This window comes from Streptomyces sp. Je 1-4 4N24, assembly GCF_026239515.1.
In the GTDB taxonomy this organism is placed as follows: Bacteria; Actinomycetota; Actinomycetes; order Streptomycetales; family Streptomycetaceae; genus Streptomyces; species Streptomyces nigrescens.
Window position 1 is genome coordinate 661,820 of record NZ_CP110836.1, and the last position, 22,862, is coordinate 684,681.

The 22,862-nt window shown below is 69.4% G+C and carries 25 protein-coding genes and 2 pseudogenes; 13 read left to right on the forward strand and 14 right to left on the reverse strand.

Features of this window, described 5'->3' with window-relative positions:
• Window positions 1–45: 45 nt before the first annotated feature.
• On the forward strand, window positions 46–264 hold the full coding sequence (locus SLV14N_RS02520) for a hypothetical protein (protein ID WP_208688333.1): 219 nt from the start codon (window positions 46–48) through the stop codon (window positions 262–264).
• A gap of 39 nt (window positions 265–303) precedes the next feature.
• Window positions 304–591: a hypothetical protein gene (locus SLV14N_RS02525; RefSeq protein ID WP_208679522.1), complete on the forward strand. Its 288-nt coding sequence runs from the start codon at window positions 304–306 to the stop codon at window positions 589–591.
• A gap of 79 nt (window positions 592–670) precedes the next feature.
• Here SLV14N_RS02525 and SLV14N_RS02530 read toward each other — a convergent pair whose 3' ends face one another.
• The 3 genes from SLV14N_RS02530 to SLV14N_RS02540 all read right to left on the reverse strand — a co-directional run bounded on the left by SLV14N_RS02530 (window position 671) and on the right by SLV14N_RS02540 (window position 2,447).
• The gene (locus tag SLV14N_RS02530; RefSeq protein WP_208679523.1) at window positions 671–997 is read right to left on the reverse strand and encodes a plasmid stabilization protein; all 327 of its coding nucleotides are present in this window, start codon (window positions 995–997) and stop codon (window positions 671–673) included.
• Window positions 998–1,155: 158 nt separating this feature from the next.
• On the reverse strand, window positions 1,156–1,416 hold the full coding sequence (locus SLV14N_RS02535; RefSeq protein ID WP_208679524.1) for an HPr family phosphocarrier protein: 261 nt from the start codon (window positions 1,414–1,416) through the stop codon (window positions 1,156–1,158).
• Window positions 1,417–1,937: 521 nt separating this feature from the next.
• The gene (locus SLV14N_RS02540) at window positions 1,938–2,447 is read right to left on the reverse strand and encodes a MarR family winged helix-turn-helix transcriptional regulator (RefSeq protein WP_208679525.1); all 510 of its coding nucleotides are present in this window, start codon (window positions 2,445–2,447) and stop codon (window positions 1,938–1,940) included.
• A 79-nt stretch (window positions 2,448–2,526) separates the two neighbouring features.
• On the opposite strand from SLV14N_RS02540, the gene SLV14N_RS02545 reads away from it, so the two are divergent.
• From SLV14N_RS02545 to SLV14N_RS02570, 6 genes are all read left to right on the forward strand, one after another.
• Window positions 2,527–3,696, forward strand: a complete 1,170-nt coding sequence (locus tag SLV14N_RS02545; protein WP_263267837.1) for a PP2C family protein-serine/threonine phosphatase — start codon at window positions 2,527–2,529, stop codon at window positions 3,694–3,696.
• A gap of 336 nt (window positions 3,697–4,032) precedes the next feature.
• The gene (locus SLV14N_RS02550; protein ID WP_263267838.1) at window positions 4,033–4,908 is read left to right on the forward strand and encodes an STAS domain-containing protein; all 876 of its coding nucleotides are present in this window, start codon (window positions 4,033–4,035) and stop codon (window positions 4,906–4,908) included.
• Window positions 4,905–5,321, forward strand: a complete 417-nt coding sequence (locus SLV14N_RS02555; protein WP_208679528.1) for an STAS domain-containing protein — start codon at window positions 4,905–4,907, stop codon at window positions 5,319–5,321. Before SLV14N_RS02550 ends, SLV14N_RS02555 begins: the two co-directional genes overlap by 4 nt.
• Entirely contained in the window at window positions 5,299–5,799 is a 501-nt protein-coding gene (locus SLV14N_RS02560; RefSeq protein WP_263267839.1) for an ATP-binding protein, read from the forward strand. Before SLV14N_RS02555 ends, SLV14N_RS02560 begins: the two co-directional genes overlap by 23 nt.
• Before the next feature lie 14 nt (window positions 5,800–5,813).
• Window positions 5,814–6,809, forward strand: a complete 996-nt coding sequence (locus SLV14N_RS02565; RefSeq protein WP_263267840.1) for a SpoIIE family protein phosphatase — start codon at window positions 5,814–5,816, stop codon at window positions 6,807–6,809.
• Window positions 6,806–8,107: a PP2C family protein-serine/threonine phosphatase gene (locus SLV14N_RS02570; RefSeq protein ID WP_263267841.1), complete on the forward strand. Its 1,302-nt coding sequence runs from the start codon at window positions 6,806–6,808 to the stop codon at window positions 8,105–8,107. Before SLV14N_RS02565 ends, SLV14N_RS02570 begins: the two co-directional genes overlap by 4 nt.
• Window positions 8,108–8,241: 134 nt before the next feature.
• Here SLV14N_RS02570 and SLV14N_RS02575 read toward each other — a convergent pair whose 3' ends face one another.
• Window positions 8,242–9,444: an IS110 family transposase gene (locus SLV14N_RS02575; RefSeq protein WP_208680617.1), complete on the reverse strand. Its 1,203-nt coding sequence runs from the start codon at window positions 9,442–9,444 to the stop codon at window positions 8,242–8,244.
• Between the two features lie 249 nt (window positions 9,445–9,693).
• Between SLV14N_RS02575 and SLV14N_RS02580 the strand changes: the two genes are divergently transcribed.
• Window positions 9,694–10,104, forward strand: a complete 411-nt coding sequence (locus tag SLV14N_RS02580) for an ATP-binding protein (protein ID WP_208679532.1) — start codon at window positions 9,694–9,696, stop codon at window positions 10,102–10,104.
• An 86-nt stretch (window positions 10,105–10,190) separates the two neighbouring features.
• Here the strand turns inward: SLV14N_RS02580 and SLV14N_RS02585 are convergent, their stop codons facing one another.
• Window positions 10,191–10,580: an STAS domain-containing protein gene (locus SLV14N_RS02585; protein ID WP_311044670.1), complete on the reverse strand. Its 390-nt coding sequence runs from the start codon at window positions 10,578–10,580 to the stop codon at window positions 10,191–10,193.
• A gap of 486 nt (window positions 10,581–11,066) precedes the next feature.
• Between SLV14N_RS02585 and SLV14N_RS02590 the strand changes: the two genes are divergently transcribed.
• The 3 genes from SLV14N_RS02590 (at window position 11,067) to SLV14N_RS02600 (ending at window position 12,845) form a co-directional block, all read left to right on the forward strand.
• Window positions 11,067–12,281 carry a PP2C family protein-serine/threonine phosphatase gene (locus tag SLV14N_RS02590; RefSeq protein ID WP_208679533.1) on the forward strand — a complete coding sequence of 405 codons (1,215 nt, stop codon included), beginning with the start codon at window positions 11,067–11,069 and terminating at the stop codon, window positions 12,279–12,281.
• A gap of 127 nt (window positions 12,282–12,408) precedes the next feature.
• Window positions 12,409–12,582, forward strand: a complete 174-nt coding sequence (locus tag SLV14N_RS02595; RefSeq protein WP_167540479.1) for a hypothetical protein — start codon at window positions 12,409–12,411, stop codon at window positions 12,580–12,582.
• Window positions 12,579–12,845: a DUF4190 domain-containing protein gene (locus SLV14N_RS02600; RefSeq protein WP_208679535.1), complete on the forward strand. Its 267-nt coding sequence runs from the start codon at window positions 12,579–12,581 to the stop codon at window positions 12,843–12,845. Before SLV14N_RS02595 ends, SLV14N_RS02600 begins: the two co-directional genes overlap by 4 nt.
• A gap of 131 nt (window positions 12,846–12,976) precedes the next feature.
• On the opposite strand, the pseudogene SLV14N_RS02605 reads toward SLV14N_RS02600, so the two are convergent.
• The 6 genes and pseudogenes from SLV14N_RS02605 to SLV14N_RS02630 form a co-directional block, all read right to left on the reverse strand.
• Window positions 12,977–13,351 (reverse strand): annotated as a pseudogene (locus SLV14N_RS02605) (restriction endonuclease); the annotation flags it as partial.
• Window positions 13,352–13,450: 99 nt separating this feature from the next.
• Window positions 13,451–14,341 (reverse strand): alpha/beta fold hydrolase, encoded by an 891-nt coding sequence (locus SLV14N_RS02610; RefSeq protein WP_263267845.1) that lies wholly within the window; start codon window positions 14,339–14,341, stop codon window positions 13,451–13,453.
• On the reverse strand, window positions 14,341–14,925 hold the full coding sequence (locus tag SLV14N_RS02615) for a TetR/AcrR family transcriptional regulator (RefSeq protein ID WP_208679537.1): 585 nt from the start codon (window positions 14,923–14,925) through the stop codon (window positions 14,341–14,343). Before SLV14N_RS02615 ends, SLV14N_RS02610 begins: the two co-directional genes overlap by 1 nt.
• Before the next feature lie 194 nt (window positions 14,926–15,119).
• Complete coding sequence (locus tag SLV14N_RS02620) at window positions 15,120–15,404, reverse strand: DUF6479 family protein (RefSeq protein WP_263267846.1); 285 nt, start codon at window positions 15,402–15,404, stop codon at window positions 15,120–15,122.
• A 148-nt stretch (window positions 15,405–15,552) separates the two neighbouring features.
• Complete coding sequence (locus SLV14N_RS02625) at window positions 15,553–15,783, reverse strand: sigma factor-like helix-turn-helix DNA-binding protein (RefSeq protein WP_336298243.1); 231 nt, start codon at window positions 15,781–15,783, stop codon at window positions 15,553–15,555.
• A 3-nt stretch (window positions 15,784–15,786) separates the two neighbouring features.
• Window positions 15,787–16,137, reverse strand: a complete 351-nt coding sequence (locus SLV14N_RS02630) for a PRC-barrel domain-containing protein (protein ID WP_208679539.1) — start codon at window positions 16,135–16,137, stop codon at window positions 15,787–15,789.
• A gap of 316 nt (window positions 16,138–16,453) precedes the next feature.
• Here SLV14N_RS02630 and SLV14N_RS02635 point away from each other — a divergent pair, with 316 nt between their 5' ends.
• Window positions 16,454–17,422: a cyclopropane-fatty-acyl-phospholipid synthase family protein gene (locus SLV14N_RS02635; protein ID WP_263273005.1), complete on the forward strand. Its 969-nt coding sequence runs from the start codon at window positions 16,454–16,456 to the stop codon at window positions 17,420–17,422.
• Window positions 17,423–17,604: 182 nt separating this feature from the next.
• Here SLV14N_RS02635 and SLV14N_RS02640 read toward each other — a convergent pair whose 3' ends face one another.
• The 3 genes and pseudogenes from SLV14N_RS02640 to SLV14N_RS02650 all read right to left on the reverse strand — a co-directional run.
• Window positions 17,605–19,245: an NAD(P)/FAD-dependent oxidoreductase gene (locus SLV14N_RS02640; RefSeq protein WP_263267848.1), complete on the reverse strand. Its 1,641-nt coding sequence runs from the start codon at window positions 19,243–19,245 to the stop codon at window positions 17,605–17,607.
• A 315-nt stretch (window positions 19,246–19,560) separates the two neighbouring features.
• Window positions 19,561–22,161: an ABC transporter permease gene (locus tag SLV14N_RS02645; protein WP_263267849.1), complete on the reverse strand. Its 2,601-nt coding sequence runs from the start codon at window positions 22,159–22,161 to the stop codon at window positions 19,561–19,563.
• A gap of 158 nt (window positions 22,162–22,319) precedes the next feature.
• Window positions 22,320–22,513: pseudogene (locus SLV14N_RS02650) on the reverse strand (hypothetical protein); the annotation flags it as partial.
• Window positions 22,514–22,862: the final 349 nt, after the last annotated feature.

A 22,862-nucleotide genomic window follows, 5' to 3' on the forward strand; every position in this document is an offset into this window, starting at 1 on the left:
ACATACGGGGGACGGCTGCTGGGCCACAAGGATAAGCCCGGAGACATGGCGGTCCCCGTCGGACCGATTGACCCTCATCGCGAAAAGTCACCGAAGGAGCGGAAAATGGGCTGCAATTGCGGCGGCGGTGCCCGCCAGGCCATCACCATCTACCAACTGACGCTGCCTGACGGCACGGTGCGCCACTACTACACGTGGCAAGAGGCTGATGCGGCCAACAAACGAGCGGGCGGCATCGGCACCATCCTCATCATCAATCAGTAACGGATCGCCCGGGGCATTCGCGGTTACAGGGTGGGTTTCATGAGCCTTCTGGAGTTTTTGCTTTCCCTCGGCGCCACGTGCCGCCTCACCAGATTCATCACCAAGGACACCCTCGCGGCGGGCTTCCGCTCGTGGGTCGCCGACCGGTTCGGCGATGACTCCAAACCGTCCTACCTGGTCAGCTGCAGCTGGTGTACGAGCGTGTGGGTGGCTTCCGCCATGGCCGTCCTCACTCACTGGACCGGAGGAACGGCAGGGCTGCAGATCACCACAACAGCCCTGTCCCTTTCCTACCTCGCCGGGCTCGCTTCCCAGTGGCTCGACTGAGCCGGTCCGCCCGGGCCACGGCCGTCGGCCGGTCCGTCCCTGCGGCGTCTGCTTTCCGCGTCGGGAAAAGGGCGTCGCTTCAGCGGCCGACGGCCTTGCGGAGCTGTTCCTTGTTCATCTGGGAGCGGCCGTCGATGTTCTTCTTCTTGGCCTCTTCATACAGCTGGTCCCTGGTGGGGCTCAGCGGCCCCTTGTGGGAGCGCTCGCCGCCCCGCTGCGGGGCGGATTTCGGGTCCCGGAGGGAGGTCTTGCTCGCGGACTTGGCCTCACCGGAGCGGGCGCGTTCCTTATTGACGGTGCGCGCGGCGATCTCCTTCGCCCGCTTTTCGGAGGTGCCCCGTTCCTCGGCCTGTTCCTTGATGTGCTCGTACTGCCGCTCACGCTTCTTGTTCGAACCCGCAGGCATGATGCCGCTCCTCGATCGCGATCTTCTGGATGTCCTTCCACGGCCCGGCGGATCCACAGGCCGCCACTGGCCATGAAGCCATCTACCAGTTCACGCCCAAAGGGCGCGGGACGCCACATCAACGGGCTGGTCCCCTGAGCCGGCCCCTGAACCGGCCCCTAGAGAACGACGGACTCGACGAGCTTCGCAATGGCCTCGACGGCCGTCTGCTCATCGTGGCCCTTGGCGACGATGACGACTTCCTTGCCGTGGCTCATCTCCAGCATCTGCAAGCTGAACAGGCTCTTCGCGCTGGCTTCCTTGCCGTCGACGAGGAACATGATGTCCGAGACGTAGCCCTGCGCTTCCTGCACAATCCGCGACGCGGGACGCACCCGCAATCCGCCCGGCGACGCAATGGTCACGGTCGTCTCCGCCATGAACTGACTCCTTCAACCGACAGCGGCCGGCAAGCTTTCGGCCAGGCGCCCGCCACACGAAGCGTCGGCCCGATGGGTGAGGCACCCACGGCCCCGTGAACCCGCACCGGCCTGCCAACGCGCTGCTGTCGCGCCGATGCCACCACTGCGTGATCACTTCCGGTAACTTACGGCCCCCAGGCTTCCGGCTTCGCGTGTCGCCACACCTCTCAGAGCGTGGACCGGAAACCTGTCCGGCGCTACTCGCCGGGGAGGCCACCTCCGCCCGCTCCAGGGGACCGTCGGGGGTGGCCTCGGCATCGCAGCCCACCGCCCGGCCCGACCGTACCGGTGATGCGGAAGAGTCCCCCGCGGAGGGGGCCGATCGGCCCCACCGCACAGCGTCGGCCGCGCGATCGCCCGGCGAGGTGGCGATATTGCGCTTTGATAACGTCGCCGGTGCGGCGGCGATCCGTTTATCCCGTCTGCGCAGAGCGTTTCCGGTGGGGAATGTCGGATCGAGAGACGGAGCTCAGGTGACGCTACGCACTGTCCGCGACGCCGTCGTCCCGGGTGGCCGCGCCGCCCTCGTCGGCCGCGAGCCGGGCGGACGCCGCGTGAAAGGCCTCGAGGCCGGCCGCGAGCTTGACGACGTCGGAGGGTTCCATCCGCTCCAGGGTGGCCGTGACCTCCCGGCTCCGCGCCGCTCGGTACTCCTCGAGCAGCACTTTGCCGCGCAGGGTCAGCCGCAACTCGACCTCACGACGGCTGGTCGCACTGGGGCCCCGTTCGGCGAGACCCATCGCTTCCAGACGGTCGCAGAGCCTGCTCACCGCCGAGGGACGCGAGGCGAGCGCCTCGGCGAGCGTGCGCAGATTCGTACCTTCCCGTTTCTCGATCACCAGCAGGGCGCGGAGCTGGGAGAGGGAGACCTCCGCCGAGCGCGCCGCCTCCTGTCCGTGCCCCCACAGGACCTCGAGCAACTCGGAGGCGGCAAGGGCCGCCGCGCTCGCCTGTTCGCGGGAAGGGGACCGACTGGTGAAACGGGACACACGAACACTCTGTCACCCTGCGCCTCCCGTTGTCAGACCGACCCTGCTCTTGGCGCCGCACGAAGGGTGCTCGGGAACCATGACTGATCGCATCGAGGTGGGAGCGGTGCTGCGTGCCTCGCTCCCGCACGCCCTGCTGGACACCGTGCGTGACCATCTCGCCTCCGCCTACGGGGCTACCTCGGTGCACCTGTTCCTGACGGACTACGGCGGTACGGTCCTCAGCCCGTGCGGCTCCTCGGAAGGCGGCGAGGGCTCACTGCCCATTGCCGGCAGCCCGGAGGGGCGGGCACTGGGAAGCCAGGAGCCGCGCGAGCAGCAGACCCCCCACGGTGAGGCCATCGACCACCATCTCCCGGTGACGGTGCGCGGCGACCGGATCGGCATCCTGACCGTCCGGCTTCCCGCCGGACGGTCCACGTCGGCCGTCCTCGACGAGCTGCGGCAGGTGGCCGGCCAACTGGGTCACGAGATCCTTGTCGCCGAGCGGGACACCGATGTCTACCAGCGGGTACGCCGCGTCAGCCGCCTCACCGTGGCGGCGGAGATGCAGTGGCAGCTGCTCCCGGCCCGGGCGTGTACCGCTGCGCAGTACGCCGTCGGTGCCCAGCTGGAACCCGCCTACGCCGTGCACGGCGACAACTTCGACTGGGCGTCGGACGGCGACCAGCTGACCCTCACCGTCACCAACGGCATGGGGCAGGGCGTCGACGCATCGCTCCTCACCCACCTCGCCGTCAGCGCATTGCGCAACGCCCGCCGGGCCGGCGTCAGCCTCGCCGATCAGGCGGCACTGGCCGACCAGGCGGTCTACAGCCACTACCGGGGCAGGTCCCATGTATCGACACTGCTTCTGCGTGTCGACCTCGCGACGGGGCACATGGAGATCATCGACGCGGGTTCGCCGCAGATGTGGCGGCTGCGGGGCAAGTCCGTCGAGCGCATCGAGCTGGACAGGCAGCTGCCGCTGGGCATGTTCGAGGAGTCCCACTACGCGGCGGAGAGCTTCACGGTCGAGCCGGGTGACCGACTGCTGTTCGTGAGCGACGGGGTATACGAGGCGCCCTCGCCGCAGGGCAGAAGGTATGCCGAGGGCGCGCTCGCGCGGGCGCTGCACGCCACGCGGCTGCTGCCCGCCGCCATGGCGCCGGGGGCCGTCCTGCGTGATGTGGCCGAATACCGTGCTGCGGAGACGCTGGATGACGCCGTGGTGCTGTGTTTTGACTGGTTCGGAAACGATCTCCGTTAGGCGGCGACCGGTGTCGGCCAGGTGCCGGCGCCCTTGAACCGTTTCCGCCTCTGCGCGGCCCGTGCCCGGTTCCCTTCAGGAGGGGCTGCCTCCGGCATGGTCCGGATCCGGGATCTCATATCTCCTCTCCGGCCGCAAAATCACCGCACGGATTCAGCCGTCCGGCCGTTCTCCGCCTCGGCGGGTGAAGAGGGGGCCCGCGCCTACCCACGCTTGATCGCGCTCGCTAACATTTGCCGGAAGGCAATTATCGTCGAGCGCGGGTGGGTCCGGCCGCACCGTCGGGCGAGAAGTCCCGAGGCGGTCAGGCGGGCCGGACCCCGGAAGGACACTGAGTTGGTTTCCGCTGAGGCTGCCGCACGCGAGCGCGTCACCAGCGTGCTGCGCGAAGAGGCCGATGACATTTCGGACCGATGGGTGCAGTTGCAGCTGGCGCAGCCGTCGCTGGACGGGGATGTGAGCGAGGTCGAGCTGGGTGAGGAGGCCGATGCGCTGGTCGGCGCTCTGCTCTCCGGTCTGGACTGCGGCCTTCCGGTCGAGCAGGTGGTCACCTCGCACGAGGAGATGCACCGGGCGGTGTCGGAGATCTCGATGCGGCGTGCGCGCCGGGGCGTCTCCCCCACCGCGACCTCCCTGGCGGTCCTGTCGCTGAAGGAAGCCCTGCTGGAGGCCGTGCAGCGGCGGACCCGTGAGGGGGAGGACCTCTTCGGCAGTGCGGTGCTGATCAACCGCTTGCTGGACACTGCGGGTGCGCTCTCGTTCGAGATCTTCGTCGAGGGGCGCGAGGAGATCATCCGCCGGCAGAGCCAGCAGTTGCTGGAGGTGTCCACGCCGGTCGTCAGGTTGTGGCGCCAGGTCCTTGCCGTACCGCTGATCGGCACGCTCGACACCGCACGTACCCAGGTGGTGATGGAGAACCTCCTCCAGGCCATCCAGGAGCACGAGGCGCTGGTCGCCATCATCGACATCACCGGCGTGCCCACGGTCGACACGGCCGTCGCCCAGCACCTGATGCACACCGTCAACGCGGTGCGTCTGATGGGCGCGGACTGCGTCATCAGCGGCATCCGGCCGCCCATCGCGCAGACCATCGCGCAGCTCGGGATCGACCTGTCGACGATCCTGACCCGCGCCACCCTCGCCGACGCCCTCGGAGAAGCCGTGAAGCTCACCGACGCAGCATCGGACACCGCCCCGCTGGACAGGCGATGAACGCCCCCGCCTCGGGTGGCGTCCCGATTCTGCGTCTGGGGAACGTCCTGGTCACGGGCCTCCTCAATGAACTCGACGACAAGACCGCCGTGGCGTTCACCCAGGAGCTCACCGACCGCATCACCAGCGATGGGGCCCGCGGTGTCCTCATCGACATCTCCCGGCTGGAGATCGTCGACTCCTTCGTGGCCCGTACGTTGATGGAACTGACCACCATGGCGCGGCTGTTGGGTGCCCGGGTGATCGTTGCCGGGATGCGGCCGCCGGTCGCCATCACCCTGGTCGAGCTGGGACTCCAGCTCACCGGAGTGGAGACCGCGCTCAACGCCGAACAAGGCATGGCCGCGTTGGGCTGGCGTCAGAGTCCACAGCCGTCCGGAGGGAGCCTGAGTGAGTTCCGCCCGGAGCACTGACGATGCGGTGGCTCCCGCCGCCACCCCGGCGAACGACACCGCTGGCCGTAACGGAAAGGGAGACCGTGACGGACATGCGGACCGGACCGTCCACGAGGTGCGTACCGAGGAAGACCTGCTGACCGTCCGCCACGCGGTGCGCGCGGCCACCTTGCGTGCCGGATTCAGCATCGTCGACCAGACGCGGGTGGTCACCGCCGCCAGTGAGCTGGCGCGCAACGCCTTCATCCATGGCGGAGGCGGCAGCGTGACCATCGAGTATCTGACGCTGGGCGGGAACGCCGGGCTGCGTCTGACCGTCAATGACAGCGGGCCCGGCATCAGGGACGTCGACGCGGCGCTGACCGACGGCTTCACCACCGGCGCGGGCCTCGGCCACGGTCTGGGGGGCGCCCGGCGGCTGATGAACGACTTCGAACTGCACACCGCGTCCGGGCAGGGCACAACCGTGATCGCCACTCGATGGGCGGGGCGTTGACTCTCCCCGAAGCCTTGCCGACGGCACACATCGCTGTCGACCACTACAGCGCCGTTCATCTTGCCGCCGAGACCGCCCGCGCGGTCGCCGGACGCTGCGGCCTGCCGGGAGCACTGCCCGACCAGGCCGCCGTCATCGCCTCGGAACTGGCCGGCAACCTGGCCAACCACGCGACCGGCGGCTCGCTGTTCATCCAGCCGCTGCCCCTGGGCGGCGGGATGGAGATCGTCGCCGCGGACCACGGTCCCGGCATCAGCACACTCCAGCAGTGCCTCACCGACGGATACACCACCGGCAACACGCTCGGTGCCGGCTTGGGTGCCGTGAAGCGGATAGCGACCGACTTCACCATCCGTACGCAGCCCGGGACCGGAACCCTCGTCTGCGCCCGCCTCACCGAGCCCGAAGCCACCCCGCCGGCCGGCCAGGAAGTGGGCGCCATCTGTCTGCCGGCGGACCGCGAGCAGCTGAGCGGCGACGCCTACGCCGTCGTCGATCAGGGCACTGTCCGCACCGCGCTCGTGGTCGACGGCCTCGGTCACGGCCCGCAAGCAGCCGAGGCCGCGCAGACGGCAATCCGGTCCTTTCACCGGGCCCCGGACCTCCCCCTGCCGGCACTGGTCACCGCCCTCCATCGAGCGCTGCGCCGCACCCGGGGCGCGGCGGTGGGCCTGCTGCGTCTGCATCCCGGCCGGGCGGAGTACACCGGTATCGGCAACGTCCGTGTCCTGACGCTGACGCCGCTCGACGTGGGCCATCGCCTGAGCGGCCAACCCGGTATAGCCGGCTTGAACATGACGGCGCCGCAGGTGCGCGCTTTCCCCCTGCCGCCGGGCGCCACCGCCGTGCTGCACTCCGATGGCATCGACCAACGATGGGCCCAGTCACCCTCGCCCTTCGTGCGTCGGCTGCCGCCGCTCCTCCTCGCCGCGTCCATCGCCCACAGCCACCGCCTCACCCGCGACGATGCGACCATGCTCGCCGCCCGACCCAGCCAGAGACTTCCGTGACCCCCCACACCTTCCACAACCTGCCGGGCCTGCGCCGCGCCGTCCGGGAACTCTGCGAAGCCCACCGGCTTCCGTCCCACCACGGAGCGCGTCTGCTGCTCTCCGTGTCCCGGACGGCCACGGCCGCCTTCGACGCCGGCGGCCCGGTCCGCCTGGAGGTCGTCGAACAATCCGTGCCCGACGGAGAGAAACTGCTGGCCGTCATCCTGCACACCGGGCAGACAGCAGCATCGCAGAGCCTGACCGACCTTCCGCTGCGCGGGCACGCCACGCCCGACGGCACCATTGCCTGGCACCTCCCCCTCGGCGAAGGGGAGGACTCGCCGCCTCCCGCCGCGGTGCCCGCACCGCACAGCGCGGTTCCCGCCCAGAGCCACACCCGGGAGAGCGAAGGCACGGTGGCCTACGAGGCGGAGATCGCGGCGCTCGAAGGTGACCTCGGCGCCGCGCTCTCCCGGGTGGACACCCTCACCACCGAACTGCACCGGCTCAAGGACGAACTCGCCGAGACCAACAGCGGGGTGCTCGCCCTCTACATCCAACTGGAGGAGAGGGACGAGCGACTGCGCCGGGCGCACGGCCAGATCCTGCGCGAGCTGGAGGACGCGCTACGTCCCCCGCCGATCACCGTCAGCGGCCTGGAATTCGCCGTTCACTACGCCCCGGCCGATACCGACGCCCCCACCGGAGGCGACTTCTACGACTGGCTCCTGCTCCCCGACGGCACGATGCACATCACGGTCGTGGACGCGCTGGGCCACGGGGTGCGCAGTACCCGCAGTGCACTCAATGTCACGCATGCGGTGCGCACACTGGCCCTCGAAGGCCATCCGCTGGAATCCATCGTGGCCCGTACCCATGACATCCTCGCGCCGTTCGACCCCGAGATCATGGCCACCGTCCTGCTGGCCCGTATCGACCCCGAAACCGGAGCCCTCCGCCTGGCCAACGGCAGCCACCCGCCGGCCTTGGTCGTACGTGCCGACGGGACCGCCGACTACCTGGAGGTCCGCGGCCGGGGAATCGGGTTTCCGCTTCCCGGGAGCGAGTCCGTGCTGGAGGACACGCTGCACGAGGGCGACCTTCTCGTGCTCTACACCGACGGACTGACCGAGAGCCGACGGGATCCGATCGAAGGCGAGGCGCGACTCGTCAAGAGCTCCTGGGCCCACGCCCGACGTCCGGTGGACGAGATCCCCGGCGCCATCGCGAAGGACATGCACACGGTGATCCTTCATCCGGACGACACGCTCGCCCTGGCCGTCCGCCGGGCGGAGAACCCGCAGGGCAGCCCCTGACCCGGCGGCCTTGAGCGGCCACGCCGCGGCGGGCCGCACACCTCCTTTTCCCGAGCGATTGTCTGGGTAGACGCGTCATGAACAGCAGCCGAGAACGGGGCCCTACCGAGCGGGGGGTGCCCCTATGGGTTTCGTCAACCTATGGGGGCGGGTTGGGGCTGGTAGAAGGTGCCGTCGCGGAGCATGGCGAAGAGCACGTCGGCTCGTCGTCTGGCGAGGCAGAGGAGGGCTTGGGTGTGGTGTTTTCCCTGGGCGATCTTCTTGTCGTAGTAGGTCCTGGAGGCGGGGTCGGCCAGGGCGGCGAACGCGGAGAGGAAGAAGGCGCGTTTGAGCTGCTTGTTTCCTCTCCGGGAGGGTTGTTCGCCGCGGATGGAGGAGCCGGAGCTTCTGGTGGCTGGGGCGAGTCCGGCGTAGGCGGCGAGGTGGGCGGCGGACGGGAAACGGGAACCGTCGCCGACGTCGATGAGGATCCGTGCTCCGGTCCTGACGCCGATCCCCGGCATGGACGTCAGGACCTTGGAAAGAGGGTGGGTCTCCAGCAGTTCCTCGATCCTGGTGGCGAGGAGTTTCCGCTGGTCAAGCACTGCCTGGAGCGAGCGGGTGAGGCTGGGGACGATCAATGCGGCTGCATCCGTGCCGGGGACGACGACGGTCTGCTCGTCCAGCGCGGTGAAGATGTCCTCAACCAGGCGTTCGGCCATGCGCGGTGCCTTCGGCCGCATCAGGCTGACCAGCCGCCGGCGTCCGGCCTTGCGGATCTGGGCCGGGGAACCGAACTGGTCGAGCAGCTTGAGCACCGCTGGGTGCTGCACTCGTGGCCCCAGCACCCGTTCCAGCGACGGGTGGATCTGCGTCAGCAGGCCCCGCAGCCGGTTGCTGACACGGGTGGCTTCGCCGGCCAGGTCGTCGTCGAAGCCCACGATCATCTCCAGCTCGGCAACCGCCTCGTCGGCGAGCTCGATCGTCCGCAGTGTGTGCGGCATCGAGCGGGCGGCGTCGGCGATGACGAAGGCGTCGCGGGCGTCGGTCTTGGCCTCGCCGGGGTAGAGGTCGGCGATCCGCCGCATCGTCAGGCCCGGCAGGTAGGCGACCGGGCAGCCCATGTCCCGGGCCACAGCCAGCGGCAGAGCACCGATCGATGCGGGCTGGTCGACCACCACCAGCACGGTCTGGTGCTTGGCCTGCAGCTTGGCGAAGACCTCGCGGAGCTTGGGTTCGCTGTTGGGCAGCCGCTTGTCGAACGCCTTCTTCCCGGCCGGGGTGACGGCGGTGGCGTGGTGTTCGCCCTTGCCGACGTCCAGGCCGAGGAAGGCACCGATGTCGCTGACGTCGATCACGTGCTTCCTCCGGTCGTTCCCGCCCGGCCGTCCCACGGCACCGATCGCCACATCCACATTACGAAGAGCCTCCCGACCTGCGAAGAAGCCGGTGGTCATGCCCCTAATCAGCGGTCTGTCGATGCCTCCGGAGCTGGTGACACCACCCCCCAGGCCATGCGTTCGACAGGGGGAGAAAGTCATACCAACTCCGGAGGCCAGGCGCCCCATTGCGGGGCCACCAAGAAGGTAATGGGGGGGGAGAAGGCCGTGCCACACCAGCTTGCTCTTGAGGACCACCCGTCGCAGCCGGCCCAGCGTGTCTGCCATCCGGATTCCGCAGCGGACGCCCGCGATTTCGTCAGAGGCTTTGTCGCCCTGCTCCGCCCCGCTCCCCCCGCAGGGACCACCCAGAACTTGCTGCTCCTGGTGTCCGAGCTGGTCGCCAACGCGCTCCGGCACGCGGGTGCCGTCACGGCCCTGCATCTGCGAGCGGACCGCGAGCGCATCGAGGTGCTCGTCGAGGACCCCAGCTCCGCGCATCCGCAGGAGCGCCGTCCCGACCTGTCCGGCAGCAACGGCGGCTTCGGATGGCCCATGGTGCACAGTCTCGCCCTCGACGTCGTGGTCCTCCCGGGGACCTGCGGCGGCAAGACGGTACAGGCGGCCCTGGCGCGCTGAGGAGCTGCCCGCAGGTCGTGGTGTCGTGGACGGCGGGGCGGCTGTGTGACCCGAAAATCACCAGGCCGGGCGGGCCGCTGGGAGAGCTAGCCGCCGTCGGTTGCGAGGTGGGCCGGCGGCTCGGCGTCGAGGGCTTTCGTCACGGAGTCGTGGAGCGGCAGGACCGTGTCGATCCCGGTGAGGGTGAAGAGTCGTTCCAGAACGGCGGAGGGGGTAGCGAGGCGCAGCGCCGGGCCCAGCGCGGTGTGTGCCTGGAGCAGGACATTGACCGCGGCGGAGTCGGCGAACGTGACGGCGGACAGGTCGACGACGACTCGTGCGATGCCGTCCCCGGCCGCCTTCCTCAGGGTCTCGTCGAGGGGCGCGACATTGTCGACATCAAGATCTCCCGTGATGGCGACGAGCAGAGCTTCTCGCCCTTGCCATACGACCCTCTCTGTCTCAATCGGTCGGCCTCTACTGGGCTGGGGCAGCACGGTGAACCTCGCTGTAGGGGCTAACGGCTTGAGCAACTCATCGGTCCGGACGTGCCGGACGCCACGTGACCAGCTCGGTCCAGGATAGAAGCGATAGTTGCCGTTTGACAACATTCGCTATAAGGCAACAATCTGTTCTCGTCACAGAACAAGGCGGCTGCACCGGCGTGGCTTGAGACCAAGAGCGGCCCGCGTTCCGCTACGCGCTGTCAGAAACATGAGTGTGGCCGCCGACGATGCATGGGCGGTCGCTCCTATGCGAGTGGGGAGGAGTCCGCCGCGTGGAAGCCATCGGGCCGTCTCCTGCCCAGCACCGACGCCTCAGCCGGTGCAACTGCGTGAAGGACGCCCGCCCTTCCGCGCTCGCGGGGGTCGCGCGGCCACCGTAAGGGGACCACCCCGCCCACTCTGTTCTGTCATTCGGCGCCGTTCCCAGCTGACGCCCGCCTTTGCCCTCGTCCACGGACGAAGAATGCCTGAGAGACCGTGACTCAACGCCCTGAGGTAGCACGAGCTTTGCAAGCGTCGGCCCCGCACGCTCTGGTGGACACGCTTCGTGAGGTACTCGCCGAAGGCTATGGAGCACTCTCCGTGGAGTTGCTGCTCGCGGACTACGGGGCGACGGCCCTCGCGCCCTTCGGTGCGGTGGGGACGGCCGCCGCACCGGTCCCCGTCGCCAACAGCGCCGAGGGCAGAGCGTTCGGCAGTCAGCAGCCCCGTCAGCGGAGCCGGCACGGAGATGTCGTCGAGCACCACCTTCCGGTGACCGTCCGCGGGGAACGCACCGGCATTCTGACCGTGCGGCTGCCCGCTGAGCGGTCCGTTCCGGAAGCCGTCGACGGCCTTGCCCAGGCGGCCGGTCTGCTCGGCCACGAACTCGTGGTGGCCGAGCGCGACACCGACGTCTACCAGCGGGCACGACGCATCAGCCGGCTCACCCTGGCCGCCGAAATGCAGTGGCAACTCCTGCCGGCCAGGGCCTGTTCCGCTGACGAGTACGCCATCGGCGCTCACCTCGAACCCGCTTATGACACCCACGGCGACAACTACGACTGGGCCTCGGACGCCGACGAGCTGACCCTCGCCGTCACCGACGGCATGGGCACCGGCGTCGACGCCTCGATGCTCACCCACCTCGCCGTGAACGCGCTGCGCAACGCACGCCGGGCCGGTATCAGCATCGAGGACCAGGCGGCCCTGGCCGACCAGGCCCTCTACGCCCAATACCGCGGAGCCGCCTACGTATCCACCCTGCTGCTGTGCTTCGACCTCGCGACGGGCCGGGTCCAGGCCGTGGATGCCGGGTCGCCCCAGCTGTGGCGACTGCGGGGAAGGACGATCGAGCGCATAGCACTCGAACCGCAGATGCCGCTCGGCATGTTCGAGGAGACCCACTACAAGGCGCAGGAATTCGACGTTCTGCCCGGGGACCGGCTGCTGATCGTCAGCGACGGCGTGTACGCGGCGCACTCCCCGCAGGGGGAGGCTTACGCGGAACGGGCCCTGGCCCGGACCCTCCATGCCGGCAGGCTGCTCCCGGCCGCCGATGTGCCCCGGGCCGTACTTCGTGATCTGGCCGCATACCGGGACGCCGAATCGCTGGACGACTCCCTGGTGCTGTGCGTCGACTGGTTCGGGCGGCAAGGAGACCGGCCGGCGGGACCGGGACAGGCAGCCGACACCGGGGACGGTGCCCGTTAGAAGGAGATGATCCGGGTACCCGGGACAAGGCACCGCTCCAAGGGCGCAGTTGGTGTCGCAAGCAGGAGCCTTGAGCTCACCGGCGTCCCGACGCCGGTCCCTGCCGTCCCCTATGGAAAGGCGGATCATGCTCTTCTTGGTCGTAGCCCTGTTCCTGTTCGGCGCACTGCTGGGCACTGCGGGGCATGTCCCCGTGCCCGTCACGGTCGTCGCCGGAATCGCCATCGCGGTCTGGCTGGTGGTCTTCTTCACGAGGGAGCGTCGTAAGGCAGGCAGTACGACGAAGGGGGCCGGCCGATGACCTCCACGCGGATCCCCCTGAAGACCGGGCCGCACCCGCAGGCCGACCGTATGGCGGTCGCCGCGTTCCTCTGCGGTCTGCTGGGCATTCTGGTGTTCAACATCATCTTCGGTCCGTGCGCCCTGTTCTTCGGCGCCGCGGCTCTCTACCGCGGCACCATCCGACGCCTGCGCGCCTACTTGGGCCTGCTGTTCGGCACCGTCGACATCGTGCTACTGGTGGTGCTGTCCGCCCATAGCGGCACGATCAGCTGGCACGTCTGAGAGCCGGCCGGCAACACCCTCCAATACGGGTGTGTCTGCTGTCGCGGAGAGCTTGGCGGCCCCCCGTGCCGTCAGCGCCCTGCGCTGACGGACCGCCCCGGACACGGCAGCGGTCCACGCCGCCACGTTGATCAGCCGCCGGCTTGCCACGGGGCCGGCCCGGTGCCTGCCTCCCAGGCGCAGAGCATGTCGTGGTCGAGGCACCGGATGCCGCTTTGCTCCGCGTACTCAACTGCGGGCTCGGTGAAGGTGCTGGTGGTGACGACTGCTGCGATATCGGCGCCGTGAATGGCGAAACAGGTCCCGCCGAAGCGTTGGAGGTCCTGGGACCCGACCTTGTGGTCTTCGCCGTACTGCTTGCACTGGAGGACGAGACGGAGTCCCTCTGGCGTCACCGCGAGGACGTCGGCACCCAGGTCATTGGCACCGCCGACGACGCGGATCTCGCGGCAGCCGTCGCGTTCGCACAGCAGCGCCATCGCCCGCTCGAAGTCATCCGGGCCCAGCTCGGCATCGTCGGCCACACAGGCGGCCTCGTCCGGGACGCCTTCCTCACCCCGGAGGCTGGGTTGCCGGGACCCCTGCCTCGCCGGCTGCGCGCTTCGTCAGGTCATGGATGCGCGGGCCTCGTCCCCGGGTCCGCACGGTGACCCGGATGAAAGTCCCTGCCCCCCGTCGAGCATCGCCAGCAGCCGTTGGGCGAACTCCTGCGGATGTTCGGTGCATCCGACATGGCCGCCGGGGAACTCGACGGCCTGCCCGCCCAGCAGTTCCGCGAGCCGGCTGCCCGGTCCGTACAGCGCTTCCTGGTTACGGGAATCGTGCCCCACCGCGACGACCAGTTTGTGGGCGGCGGCGCGCAGCGCCGGGACATCCGGGGTGGTCGCGGTGAACGGGCACAGCATGTGCTCCAGGAAGACCGGGAGGTTGGCGTGCATGCGGGCCGCCATCTCCCGGATTCCGGGCGGCAGTTCCGTCGGCGCCTCGGTGCGCCGGCCGCCAAGTCCCTCGCTGAACCGGGCCATTGCGGGACCCGCGCCGTGCAGACGGAAGGTCTCGCGCACCTCGGCGAAGAGAGCGCGGTGCGGGGCGGGATCGTCCAGAAGCTCCACCAGCGGCGGCTCGTGGACGACCACCCGGCGCGGCTGCCCGGGATGCCGGGCCAGCAGGTCGAGGGCGACGATCGCGCCCGAGCTGCTGCCGAAGACGCAGGCCTCCCCGTCCGGTGACAGCACGGAGAGCAGCCGGTGGGCGTCATCGCTCCACACCTCCACCCGCTGGTCGGCGAGCGGCTCTTCGAGAGCGCTGCGGGAGAGTCCGCGCGGATCGTAGGAGACCACGGTGTACCGGGCGGCGAGGTCCGGTGCCATGCCTTCGTACACGCCGGCGTCAGCCGCGCCGCCGGGTATCAGCAGCAGTACGGGGCCGCTGCCACGCTTCTCGTAGTGCAGGGTGGCGCCGGGGACCTTGAGGGTGCCGGTCGTGGGGGTGGGCATCACTTGCTCCGATCGGGTCGGGAAGGCCAGTTCTCCAGAAGCACATGGAGCGCTTCGAGTGAGCGCTTCCAGGACTCCTGCACGGCTCGGGGGTGTCCGAAGCCTCCGCTGAGTTCCAGGTGGATATAGCCGTGAAAGGTGCTGCGCAGCATCCGGGCCGCGTCAGTCAGGTCCGGCTCGGTGAGGCCGTAGGCGCGCAGCATGCCGTAGGTCAACTCGACACTGCGGCGCAGCCCTGCGGAGTCGGCGACCTCCTCGGGGGAGAACCGCATCTGGCTCACCGCGTAGCGGCCGGGGTGGTCGAGTGCGTACTGCCGGTAGGCGTCAGCGAAGGCGATCAGCGCGTCCTTGCCCGCCCGCCCTGCCACGGCGGAGCCGATGCGGTCGGTCATCTCGACGGCAGCCAGCAGGGCGATGCGTACGCGCAGGTCCTGCAGGTTCTTCACATGCGAGTAGAGGCTCGCGTCCCTGACGCCCAAGCGCCGCGCCAGCGCGGACACCGTGAGCCTGTCGGCCCCGACCTCATCCGCCAACTCCGCGGCAGCCTCCGCCACTTTGACCGCAGTAAGCCCCGCGCGCACCATGCGGCGCCTCCGTATCCGTCATCGCTCACCACAACCTAGGACCTCTAGGTAAGAAGCTAGCATGACTAGGAAGCCTTTGTATCGGCATGAGATGCGCGGGGGCTGCGGGGCGGGGGAATTGCCGGTCGGGGCGTGCCCGGACGACCGAGGGGAGGAAGACGATCCGCGACGGCAGACGGGCCGGCGCTGCCGGGCTACCGGCGGCGGCGCGACCCGATGCCGTTCCCCTTCACCTCGTGCGGGGTGAGCCGTTGCTCGCCCTGGACGAGTTCGTCGGGCTCACGGCTCTCCACCACATCTCCCACAGGGCCGCTCTCCGGCAGGCGCGGCTGCTGATCGGGCCGGGGCGGCCCCGGCTCACGGGCCTTGATGCGACGTCCCCATACGAAGGCCGCAAGGAGAACCGCGACAACGAGCACTCCCACGATGGCGAGGAGAATGCCGCTCGTCCCACTACCAGCTGCCACTTGCTCGTTCATGGTCACTCCCATACATAGGGTTCCTTGTTGGAGCCGGGTACCCCCCGAGGCAGGGACCATCCACCGCGCTGGGGGGGGGTGGACGTCCGCCGCCGCGACCAGCGTCGCGCGGCATCGCCCCCGGCACGCCTTTGAGGGTGGAGACACCTCAGTCGGTGGTGAGCATCTCCGTACGCAGATGGTTCAGGCAGCGTGTCAGGAGCCGGGAGACATGCATCTGGGACAGGCCGAGTGCTGCGCCGATCAGGTCCGCCAGCGCGGCCTCGTCGCCATCGGTGTGGAGGGGCGTGTCGAGGGAGGTGGCGTTGTAGCCGTTGGCGGCAGACGGCTTTGCAGAAAAGAGGGGCGGTTGGCAGGATTTCCTGCCAACCGACCGGATGCGTCAGGCGCGGTGCCAGCCCTCGTAGTAGACGCCTACCTGCTCGTGATATCCGGCGTCGCCGAGGTGCTTGTCCCTGTCGAACTCCGGCGCTTCTTTGATCTCTGCCTTGGTGCGCTCAACGTAGATCTTCTCTTCGGCGTCATCGATGCGGCTCACGGTGCCGGCGGGCAGCAGGACATGCTTACCGAAAATCCACACTCCGGTATCGACGACCAGATACGAAGCACCCACTTCGTCCGAGTGCCTGTCGACCTTGCCGATGCTTCCGTCGGTGGCCTCGACCTTGTACCCGATCAGGCTCGCACCCGCGATGTATCCGCTGGTCGGCCGGTAGCCCCAGATGTCGCTCATGGAATCTGCTCCTTCGTTGACGATGCGCGAGGAGGAGAACAGCGCTCTCATTCGAGGGCGCTTCCTCACTGTTCCGCGTGCCCTGTCCATTGGACTTGACCCGGTGCTCATGAGATTTTTCCACGCGTTCGATGAATTGGCTGATCGCAGCATGAGAGGCGCGGTTCCCTGGCAGGGGAGCCGCTGCCGCCGATCGAGCGGGCTGTGGACCGCCGGCCGGTGTGTAGCCCAATATTCTGCCCCGCACCCAGTTATCTGGAGGGATGGTCTGCGCCGGCCGACCGACCTTCGTTTCTGAAATGGACTGGTGGGCACTGTGGGACACGAAGCGAGGAAGAGATCCTCCTACAAAGGCACATCATCGAAGGCCATCCTTCATCAATACGACTTCTTGGGTGACTTCTACCGGCTGACCCTGGGGCCCGAACTCGTCTTTTCCTACGGCATGTGGGAGGAGGGCGACACACTCGACTCGGCTCAGACCCGAAAGCTCGATTACCACGCCGAGGCGGCGCACGCCGTGGGCGCGGATCGGGTGCTCGATATCGGCTGCGGGTACGGCAGCCTCCTGCACCGGCTGGTGGACGCCCATCACGTCCAGCACGCGGTAGGCCTCACCATGAGTCCTGGCCAGGCCGCGTGGGCCCGTGACCAGCACTGGCCGGGCTGCGAGGTCCGGGCCGAGAACTGGTTCGACCATGAACCGGACGGGCCTTATGACGCCATCATCGCGATCGAGGTGATCGAGCACTGCGCCGGGAACACCATGTGGCGCACCCGGCGCGTCGCCCGATACCGGGAGTTCTTCCAGCGCTGCCATTCCTGGCTGCGACCGGGCGGGCACCTGTCCGTACAGGCCAACGCCTGGAATGAGCGCGGGTGGCTCGCTTCCCTGGTACTGCCACCCCAGCAACTGGCCCCGCACGGGAGGGGCGGCGCCCGTGAACGCCTCGGCCTCAAGGATGTCCTCGGCGGCATCAAGAACGTACGCGAGGGCCTTCACGCATCGCGCAAGGTGTACCCCGAGTGCTTCCTTCCGACCCGGGACGAACTGATCGAAGCCAGCCGCGGCCTGTTCGGCATCGTGGAGGCGCGGAGCGATCCTGACGACGGCGTGGCGACGGTGCGCAGTTGGCTGGAGAAGGCAGAGGCCCACCGCGTACGCGGAGCGGAACTCATCGGCGAAGGCGCGGTGTCCGACATCATCAGGGAGCAGAAGACCGCGCTCAGGTTCCTGCGGGAGGGCCGCTTCACCGTCGTCCGCATGGTCTTCGAGAAGGGGTGAGGGTGGTGGCATGCCCGCGATCCGGCGCGGCGCTGCCCCTCCGCACCGGCCGACGTCGACGCACGCCCTGGCGGCTGCCCGCCCGCCGGACCTCGGGGAACCGTCTGTCGACGTTGCCGGTCCTTGCTCCCGAAGTACGGCGGTGGGCGCTCGTGCCTGCCTCTCAAACCGGGATCGGCCCCTCAGGCAGCTCCGCCGGACAGGGCGAAGGCGCGGTAGCCGTCGTCAGCGGCGGCAGCGCACTCCGCCCGGTACCGCTCCAGGCCGCCCGTGTAGGCCAGGAACACCCGCGGCTTGCCCGGCACGTTCGCCCCCATGTACCAGGAGTCGACGGACGGGTAGAGGGTCTGGGCGGCGAGGTCGGCGACATGGGTGCACCAGTCCACCTCGGCACGCGGGGTGGCGTCGATCTCGGTGATGCCCCTCCGCCGCAGGTGGGCGATGCAGTCGGTGATCCACTCCACGTGTTGTTCGATGGCCACCACCGCGTTGCTGAGCACGGACGGGCTGAGGGGGCCGATGACGGTGAAGAGGTTCGGGAAGCCGGCCGAGAGCAGGCCCAGGTGGTTTCGGGGGCCGTCGGCCCACTTCTCCCTGAGGGTGATGCCGCCCTTACCGACGATGTCCATGGCGACCTGGGACCCGGTCAGGGCGTCGAAGCCGGTGGCGAAGGCGATGACGTCGACAGCGTGTTCCCGGTCCGAGGTCCTGATCCCCCTCGGTGTGATCTCCACGATCGGGGTCTTGGTGAGGTCCACGACCCTCACGTGCGGCTTGTTGTAGGTGGCGTAGTAGCCGGTGTCCAGGCAGGGACGCTTGGTACCGAACGGGAAGGTGCGCGGCGAGAGCGTCTCGGCCGTCTCCGGGTCGGTGACGATCGACCGGATCTTGGACCGGACGAACTCGGCGACGGTCTCGTTGGCGGCCCGGTCGACGAGGATGTCGGTGTACGTGCGCAGGAGGCCGCTGAGTACGCCCGAGTCCCAGCCCTCCTCATAGGTGGCCCTGCGCTCCGCCTCGTCCACCTCCAGGGCCGACCGGGTGGGCGGCTCGAAGAGGGTGCCTCCTTTGGAGCGCCGCTGGGCGGCGCGGAACTCCGGGTAGCGGGCCTTGAGTTCGGTGGTCTCCGCGGCGGACAACGGCCGGTTCCGGGCCGGCAGCGCGTAGACCGGTGTCCGCTGGAAGACCGTGAGTTCGGCGGCCTGCTCGGCGAGGAGCGGGATGGCCTGGATGCCGGAGCACCCGGTGCCGATCACGGCGACCCGTCTCCCGGTGAGGTCGACGTCCTCGTGCGGCCAGTCGGCGGTGTGCAGGGCCCGGCCGGCGAAGGTGCCGGCCCCGGGTATGTCCGGTTCCTTGACGGCCGACATGCAGCCCGTGGCCAGCACGACGAACCGGGTGGTGATGGTCTCTCCGGTGTCGGTGGTGACCTGCCAGGTGTGCCCGTCCTCGTCGTACACCGCCCCGGTCACGCGGGTCCGCAGGGTGATGTCCTTGCGCAGGTCGAAGCGGTCGGCGACGTGATGGAGGTAGCGGAGGAGCTCCGGCCGCGTCGCGTACCGCTCGCTCCACTCCCACTCCTGGTCCAGTTCGGGCGAGAAGGAGAAGGAGTAGGCCGTGCTCTCGACGTCGCAGCGGGCACCGGGATACCGGTTCCGGTACCACGTTCCACCGATGTCGTCGCACGCTTCGAGGACGCGGGTGCGCAGGCCTAATTCCCGCAGTCGGTACAGCTGGTAGAGGCCGGAGAAGCCCGCCCCGACGATGACGGCGTCGAGCTGCGGGGCGGCGGAGGGGGACGGGGGCCTGGGGGCGGTGTGCATGCTGTTCTCCTGACAGGTGTCTCACGCCGACTGGTACGGGCTGCGCACGCCGGTGCCGGACGGCCTCCGGCACGCGACGCCGCAGGCCCGTCCGGCGGGCCGCCGGGGCCGGTGACCGGCTCCTTCGCGCGCTTTCCGCAGGAGGACATCTTGGTTCACGCCCTGGCCTGCTGAGAAGACCCGGGGCGCCGAGCCGGTGCCACCGCCGCGGGGCTGTTCAGGGTGCGCTCGCGGCGTCACGGCATCGCGGCGTCACGGTGTCACGGTGTCACCCGCGCCCCCGTCGCGGCCGTTCGGCGGATGCCGCCCCTTGCCTCAGCTCGGCTGAAGTGACTGCAGCATGTTCAGCCGGGCCGCGCGGCGGGCCGGCCAGATCGCGGCCAGGACGCCGGTCATCAGGGCCAGGACCAGGAAGGTGCCCAGCCTTCCCCACGGCAGGACGGTCTCGTACTCGGGCATCGAGGATGTGGTCAGACCGCCTCCGGCCCAGGCCAGGAAGATGCCCGTGCCGATCCCGAGGACCGCGCCGAACAGCGAGATGACCACCGATTCCAGCCGGACCATCTGCCTGATCCCGGCGCGGTCGAGGCCGATGGCCCGCAGCATGCCGATCTCCCGGGTGCGTTCGAAGACCGACATGGCCAGGGTGTTGACGACGCCGAGGATCGCGATGACGACGGCCATGCCGAGCAGCCCGTACATCATGCTGAGGACGGTGGTGACCGACGCGTTGTTCTCCTTGACGAGCTGCTCCTGGCTTCGGACCTTCAGCAGCGGGCTGTCGCCCAGCGCGGCGCGGATCGTGCGGTCGAGGCCGGCGGCCTTGCCGGGCTCGGCCTTGACCAGCACCTTGTCCAGCTCCTTCGTCACGGAGTACGGAAGCACGTCGGTGAGGGTGCCCAGCGCCTCGTCGGTGGTGCGGGTCTTCGCGTAGATGCCGACGACCGTCAGCTTCTTCTTGTGGGCCTTGCCGCTGTCCGTGCCGCCGACCGTCTCGGCGTCGAGGGTGGCGCCGACCCGGAGACCGGCCCGCCCGGCGAATTCGTCGGAGACCGCGATCTTCCCGGGGCCGACGGCGTCCAGCGAGCCGCTGCGGAAGTCGAGCTGGGCGGCCTTGCCGAACGCCTTGGGGTCGGTGCCGGTGATGACGGCGTACTCGCCGTGGGTGCTGAACTGCGCCGTGGCGACGGGGGCGGCCGCGGCGACCCCGGGTATCCGGGCGATCTTGGTGGCCTCGGCCGGGTCGAGCCCGCGGGCGGTGTTGTAGTTGACCTTGTAGTCGGCGGTCAGCCCCTGGGTCGCCTCCTTGGCCATGGCGTACTGGGCGGAGTGGGCACCGACGGTCAGACCGGTGATCAGGGCGAGCCCGATCATCAGGGCGGAGGCGGTGGCGGCGGTGCGGCGCGGGTTGCGCAGCGCGTTCTGTTCGGCGAGCTTGCCGCCGACGCCGAAGAAGCGGGTGGTGACGTTGCCGGCCAGGGTGATCAGCGGCCGGGAGAGCAGCGGGGCCAGGGCGATTACACCGCCGAGGGTCAGTGTGGCCCCGAGCATCGCGGTCATCAGATGGGACTCGCTGCTGGTCTTGAGCGTGGCGACGTAGAGCATCACCCCTACCCCGGCCGCGGTGAGCAGGGTGCCGAACACATTGCGGAGCATCAGGGCGCGGGCGGGCGGGGCCTGGTCGACGCTGCTGAGCGCCGCCACGGGGGCGATCTTCGCGGCCCTGCGGGACGGCAGCCAGGCCGCCAGGACGGTGACGAGAACACCGACCGCGAGCGAGGCCAGCGGGGCCGCGGGCGTGATGACCAGCGGTCCGTCCGGCAGTGCGGCACCGGTCGTGTTGAGCAGCGGGCGCAGGGCGGCGGCAATGCCGAGGCCGAGCGAGAATCCGCCGGCGGAGGCCACGAGGCCGAGCAGCGCGGCCTCGATGAGGACGGAGCGGACGACCTGGCGGCGCGAGGCCCCCACGGCCCGCAACAGCGCGATCTCCCGGCTGCGCTGGGCGATGAGCATGGTGAAGGTGTTGGCGATGAGGAACACGCCGACGAACAGCGCGACGCCGGCGAAGACCAGCAGCGTCTTGGTGAGGTATCCGGTGCTCCTGGCGATCTGGGTGGACTGCTCGGCGGCCAGCTCGGCTCCGCTGGTGGCGCTGACGCCGTCCTTGGGAAGCAGCGCCTGCACCCGCTCGGTCAGCGCGTCCTCGTCGGCCCCCGGGCCGGCCGAGACCGCGATCTCGTCGAACCGGCCAGGATGGTGGAACAACTTCTGCGCGGTCCGGGTGTCGAAGAGTGTGAGGGAGCCGCCGGCGGTGGCCTGGGGGCCGTTGGTGGTGACGATGCCCACCAGCTTCCTGGTCAGGGCGGGTCCGTCGGTGGCGAAGCGGACGGTGTCGCCGGTCCGGTAGCCGGCCTTCTCGGCGGTGGTGGCGTCCAGCGCCAACTCGCCCTCGGTGGCGGGGCCACGGCCTTCCGTCAGCGGGAAGCGACTGTCCTTGCCGTCCTTGCCGGGGTGGTAGTTGGTGGCCAGGTTCAGCCCGTTGGTGTCGGCGTTGACCGGACGGCCGTCCTTGCCGGCCAGGGTGACCTCGCCGTGGACAGTGGGGCGCACCGATGCGACGCCGGGCAGTTGGCCGATCTTCCGTACCAGCGCGCTGTCGAGGGCGGTGGCCGGCTTGCCGTCCTCGCCGCCCGCCATATCGGAGGCAGCCGGATCGGTGGCGGTGGCCGCCCCCGCCCGCACGGAGACGGCCACGCCCTCAAGGCTCCGGGCGGAGGCGCTGCGGAAGGCGTTCGCGGTGGTGTCGGCGAAGACGAGGGTGCCGGAGACGAAGGCGACGCCGAGCAGGACCGCGAGCGCGGTCATGATCAATCGGGCTTTGTGCGCAAGGACGTTGCGCAGGGCGGTACGCAGCATGGTGATCGGTTCAGTCCTGGGTGCGAGGGGCGGATGCCCGGGGGCGGGGTACGAGGCGGTGCGTGGCTGCGGGCGTCGTCAGCTCGTCCGTTCCTTGGTGTCGAAGCGGCCACGGCGACCCTCCCCCAAGCTCTTAAGGAGCAGGGGGGGACCCCCACCTGCTGCCCGCCGGACAACTGCGACGGACGGTGCCGCAGCCGTCCGGCCAGGCCGACGGCCCCCACGATCAGCTCCAGCACTTGCCGGAACCGGACGGACCCATGATCGCGGTGAACCGGCCGCGTCCGAACTCCACGGTCACCGAGTCAAGGGCGACGACGCGGGTTTCGCCCTCGCCGTAGACCTTGGTCAGCCCCGGCGCGCGGGCGGCAGCGGAGGGGGCCCGGAGGCGGGTGGTAGCAGAGGCGGGCTGGCATGGGGACTCCTGGGACGGGGGCGGATCTCCCGACCATCGTGGCCGCGGCACACCCCCGAATCCGTCGCCCCCAGGTCGGGAATGCACTGCCTGCCGGTCGGCAGATCCGCGGCAGCCGCGTCGCCCGCACGGACCATGGCGCCTCCGCCAACGGACAGAGACGACTGCTCTGCCCGAAGTCAGAGCAGGTCAAGCTTTCCCTCCTGACGAACGCAGCACACGTGATTCATGAGCGCGCCGCGATCGCCTCGGCGCACCGCGCTCCGCCCCCTACCCCTGATACCTG

Bases quoted from the DNA above. Each gene is read 5' to 3' on its own strand.
- SLV14N_RS02545 (WP_263267837.1), top strand. From the start codon at position 2,527: ATGACTGATCGCATCGAGGTGGGAGCGGTGCTGCGTGCCTCGCTCCCG.
- SLV14N_RS02535 (WP_208679524.1), bottom strand. From the start codon at position 1,416: ATGGCGGAGACGACCGTGACCATTGCGTCGCCGGGCGGATTGCGGGTG.
- SLV14N_RS02525 (WP_208679522.1), top strand. From the start codon at position 304: ATGAGCCTTCTGGAGTTTTTGCTTTCCCTCGGCGCCACGTGCCGCCTC.
- SLV14N_RS02595 (WP_167540479.1), top strand. From the start codon at position 12,409: ATGCTCTTCTTGGTCGTAGCCCTGTTCCTGTTCGGCGCACTGCTGGGC.
- SLV14N_RS02630 (WP_208679539.1), bottom strand. From the start codon at position 16,137: ATGAGCGACATCTGGGGCTACCGGCCGACCAGCGGATACATCGCGGGT.
- SLV14N_RS02555 (WP_208679528.1), top strand. From the start codon at position 4,905: ATGAACGCCCCCGCCTCGGGTGGCGTCCCGATTCTGCGTCTGGGGAAC.
- SLV14N_RS02600 (WP_208679535.1), top strand. From the start codon at position 12,579: ATGACCTCCACGCGGATCCCCCTGAAGACCGGGCCGCACCCGCAGGCC.
- SLV14N_RS02610 (WP_263267845.1), bottom strand. From the start codon at position 14,341: ATGCCCACCCCCACGACCGGCACCCTCAAGGTCCCCGGCGCCACCCTG.
- SLV14N_RS02645 (WP_263267849.1), bottom strand. From the start codon at position 22,161: ATGCTGCGTACCGCCCTGCGCAACGTCCTTGCGCACAAAGCCCGATTG.
- SLV14N_RS02640 (WP_263267848.1), bottom strand. From the start codon at position 19,245: ATGCACACCGCCCCCAGGCCCCCGTCCCCCTCCGCCGCCCCGCAGCTC.
- SLV14N_RS02620 (WP_263267846.1), bottom strand. From the start codon at position 15,404: ATGAACGAGCAAGTGGCAGCTGGTAGTGGGACGAGCGGCATTCTCCTC.
- SLV14N_RS02530 (WP_208679523.1), bottom strand. From the start codon at position 997: ATGCCTGCGGGTTCGAACAAGAAGCGTGAGCGGCAGTACGAGCACATC.
- SLV14N_RS02615 (WP_208679537.1), bottom strand. From the start codon at position 14,925: ATGGTGCGCGCGGGGCTTACTGCGGTCAAAGTGGCGGAGGCTGCCGCG.
- SLV14N_RS02520 (WP_208688333.1), top strand. From the start codon at position 46: ATGGCGGTCCCCGTCGGACCGATTGACCCTCATCGCGAAAAGTCACCG.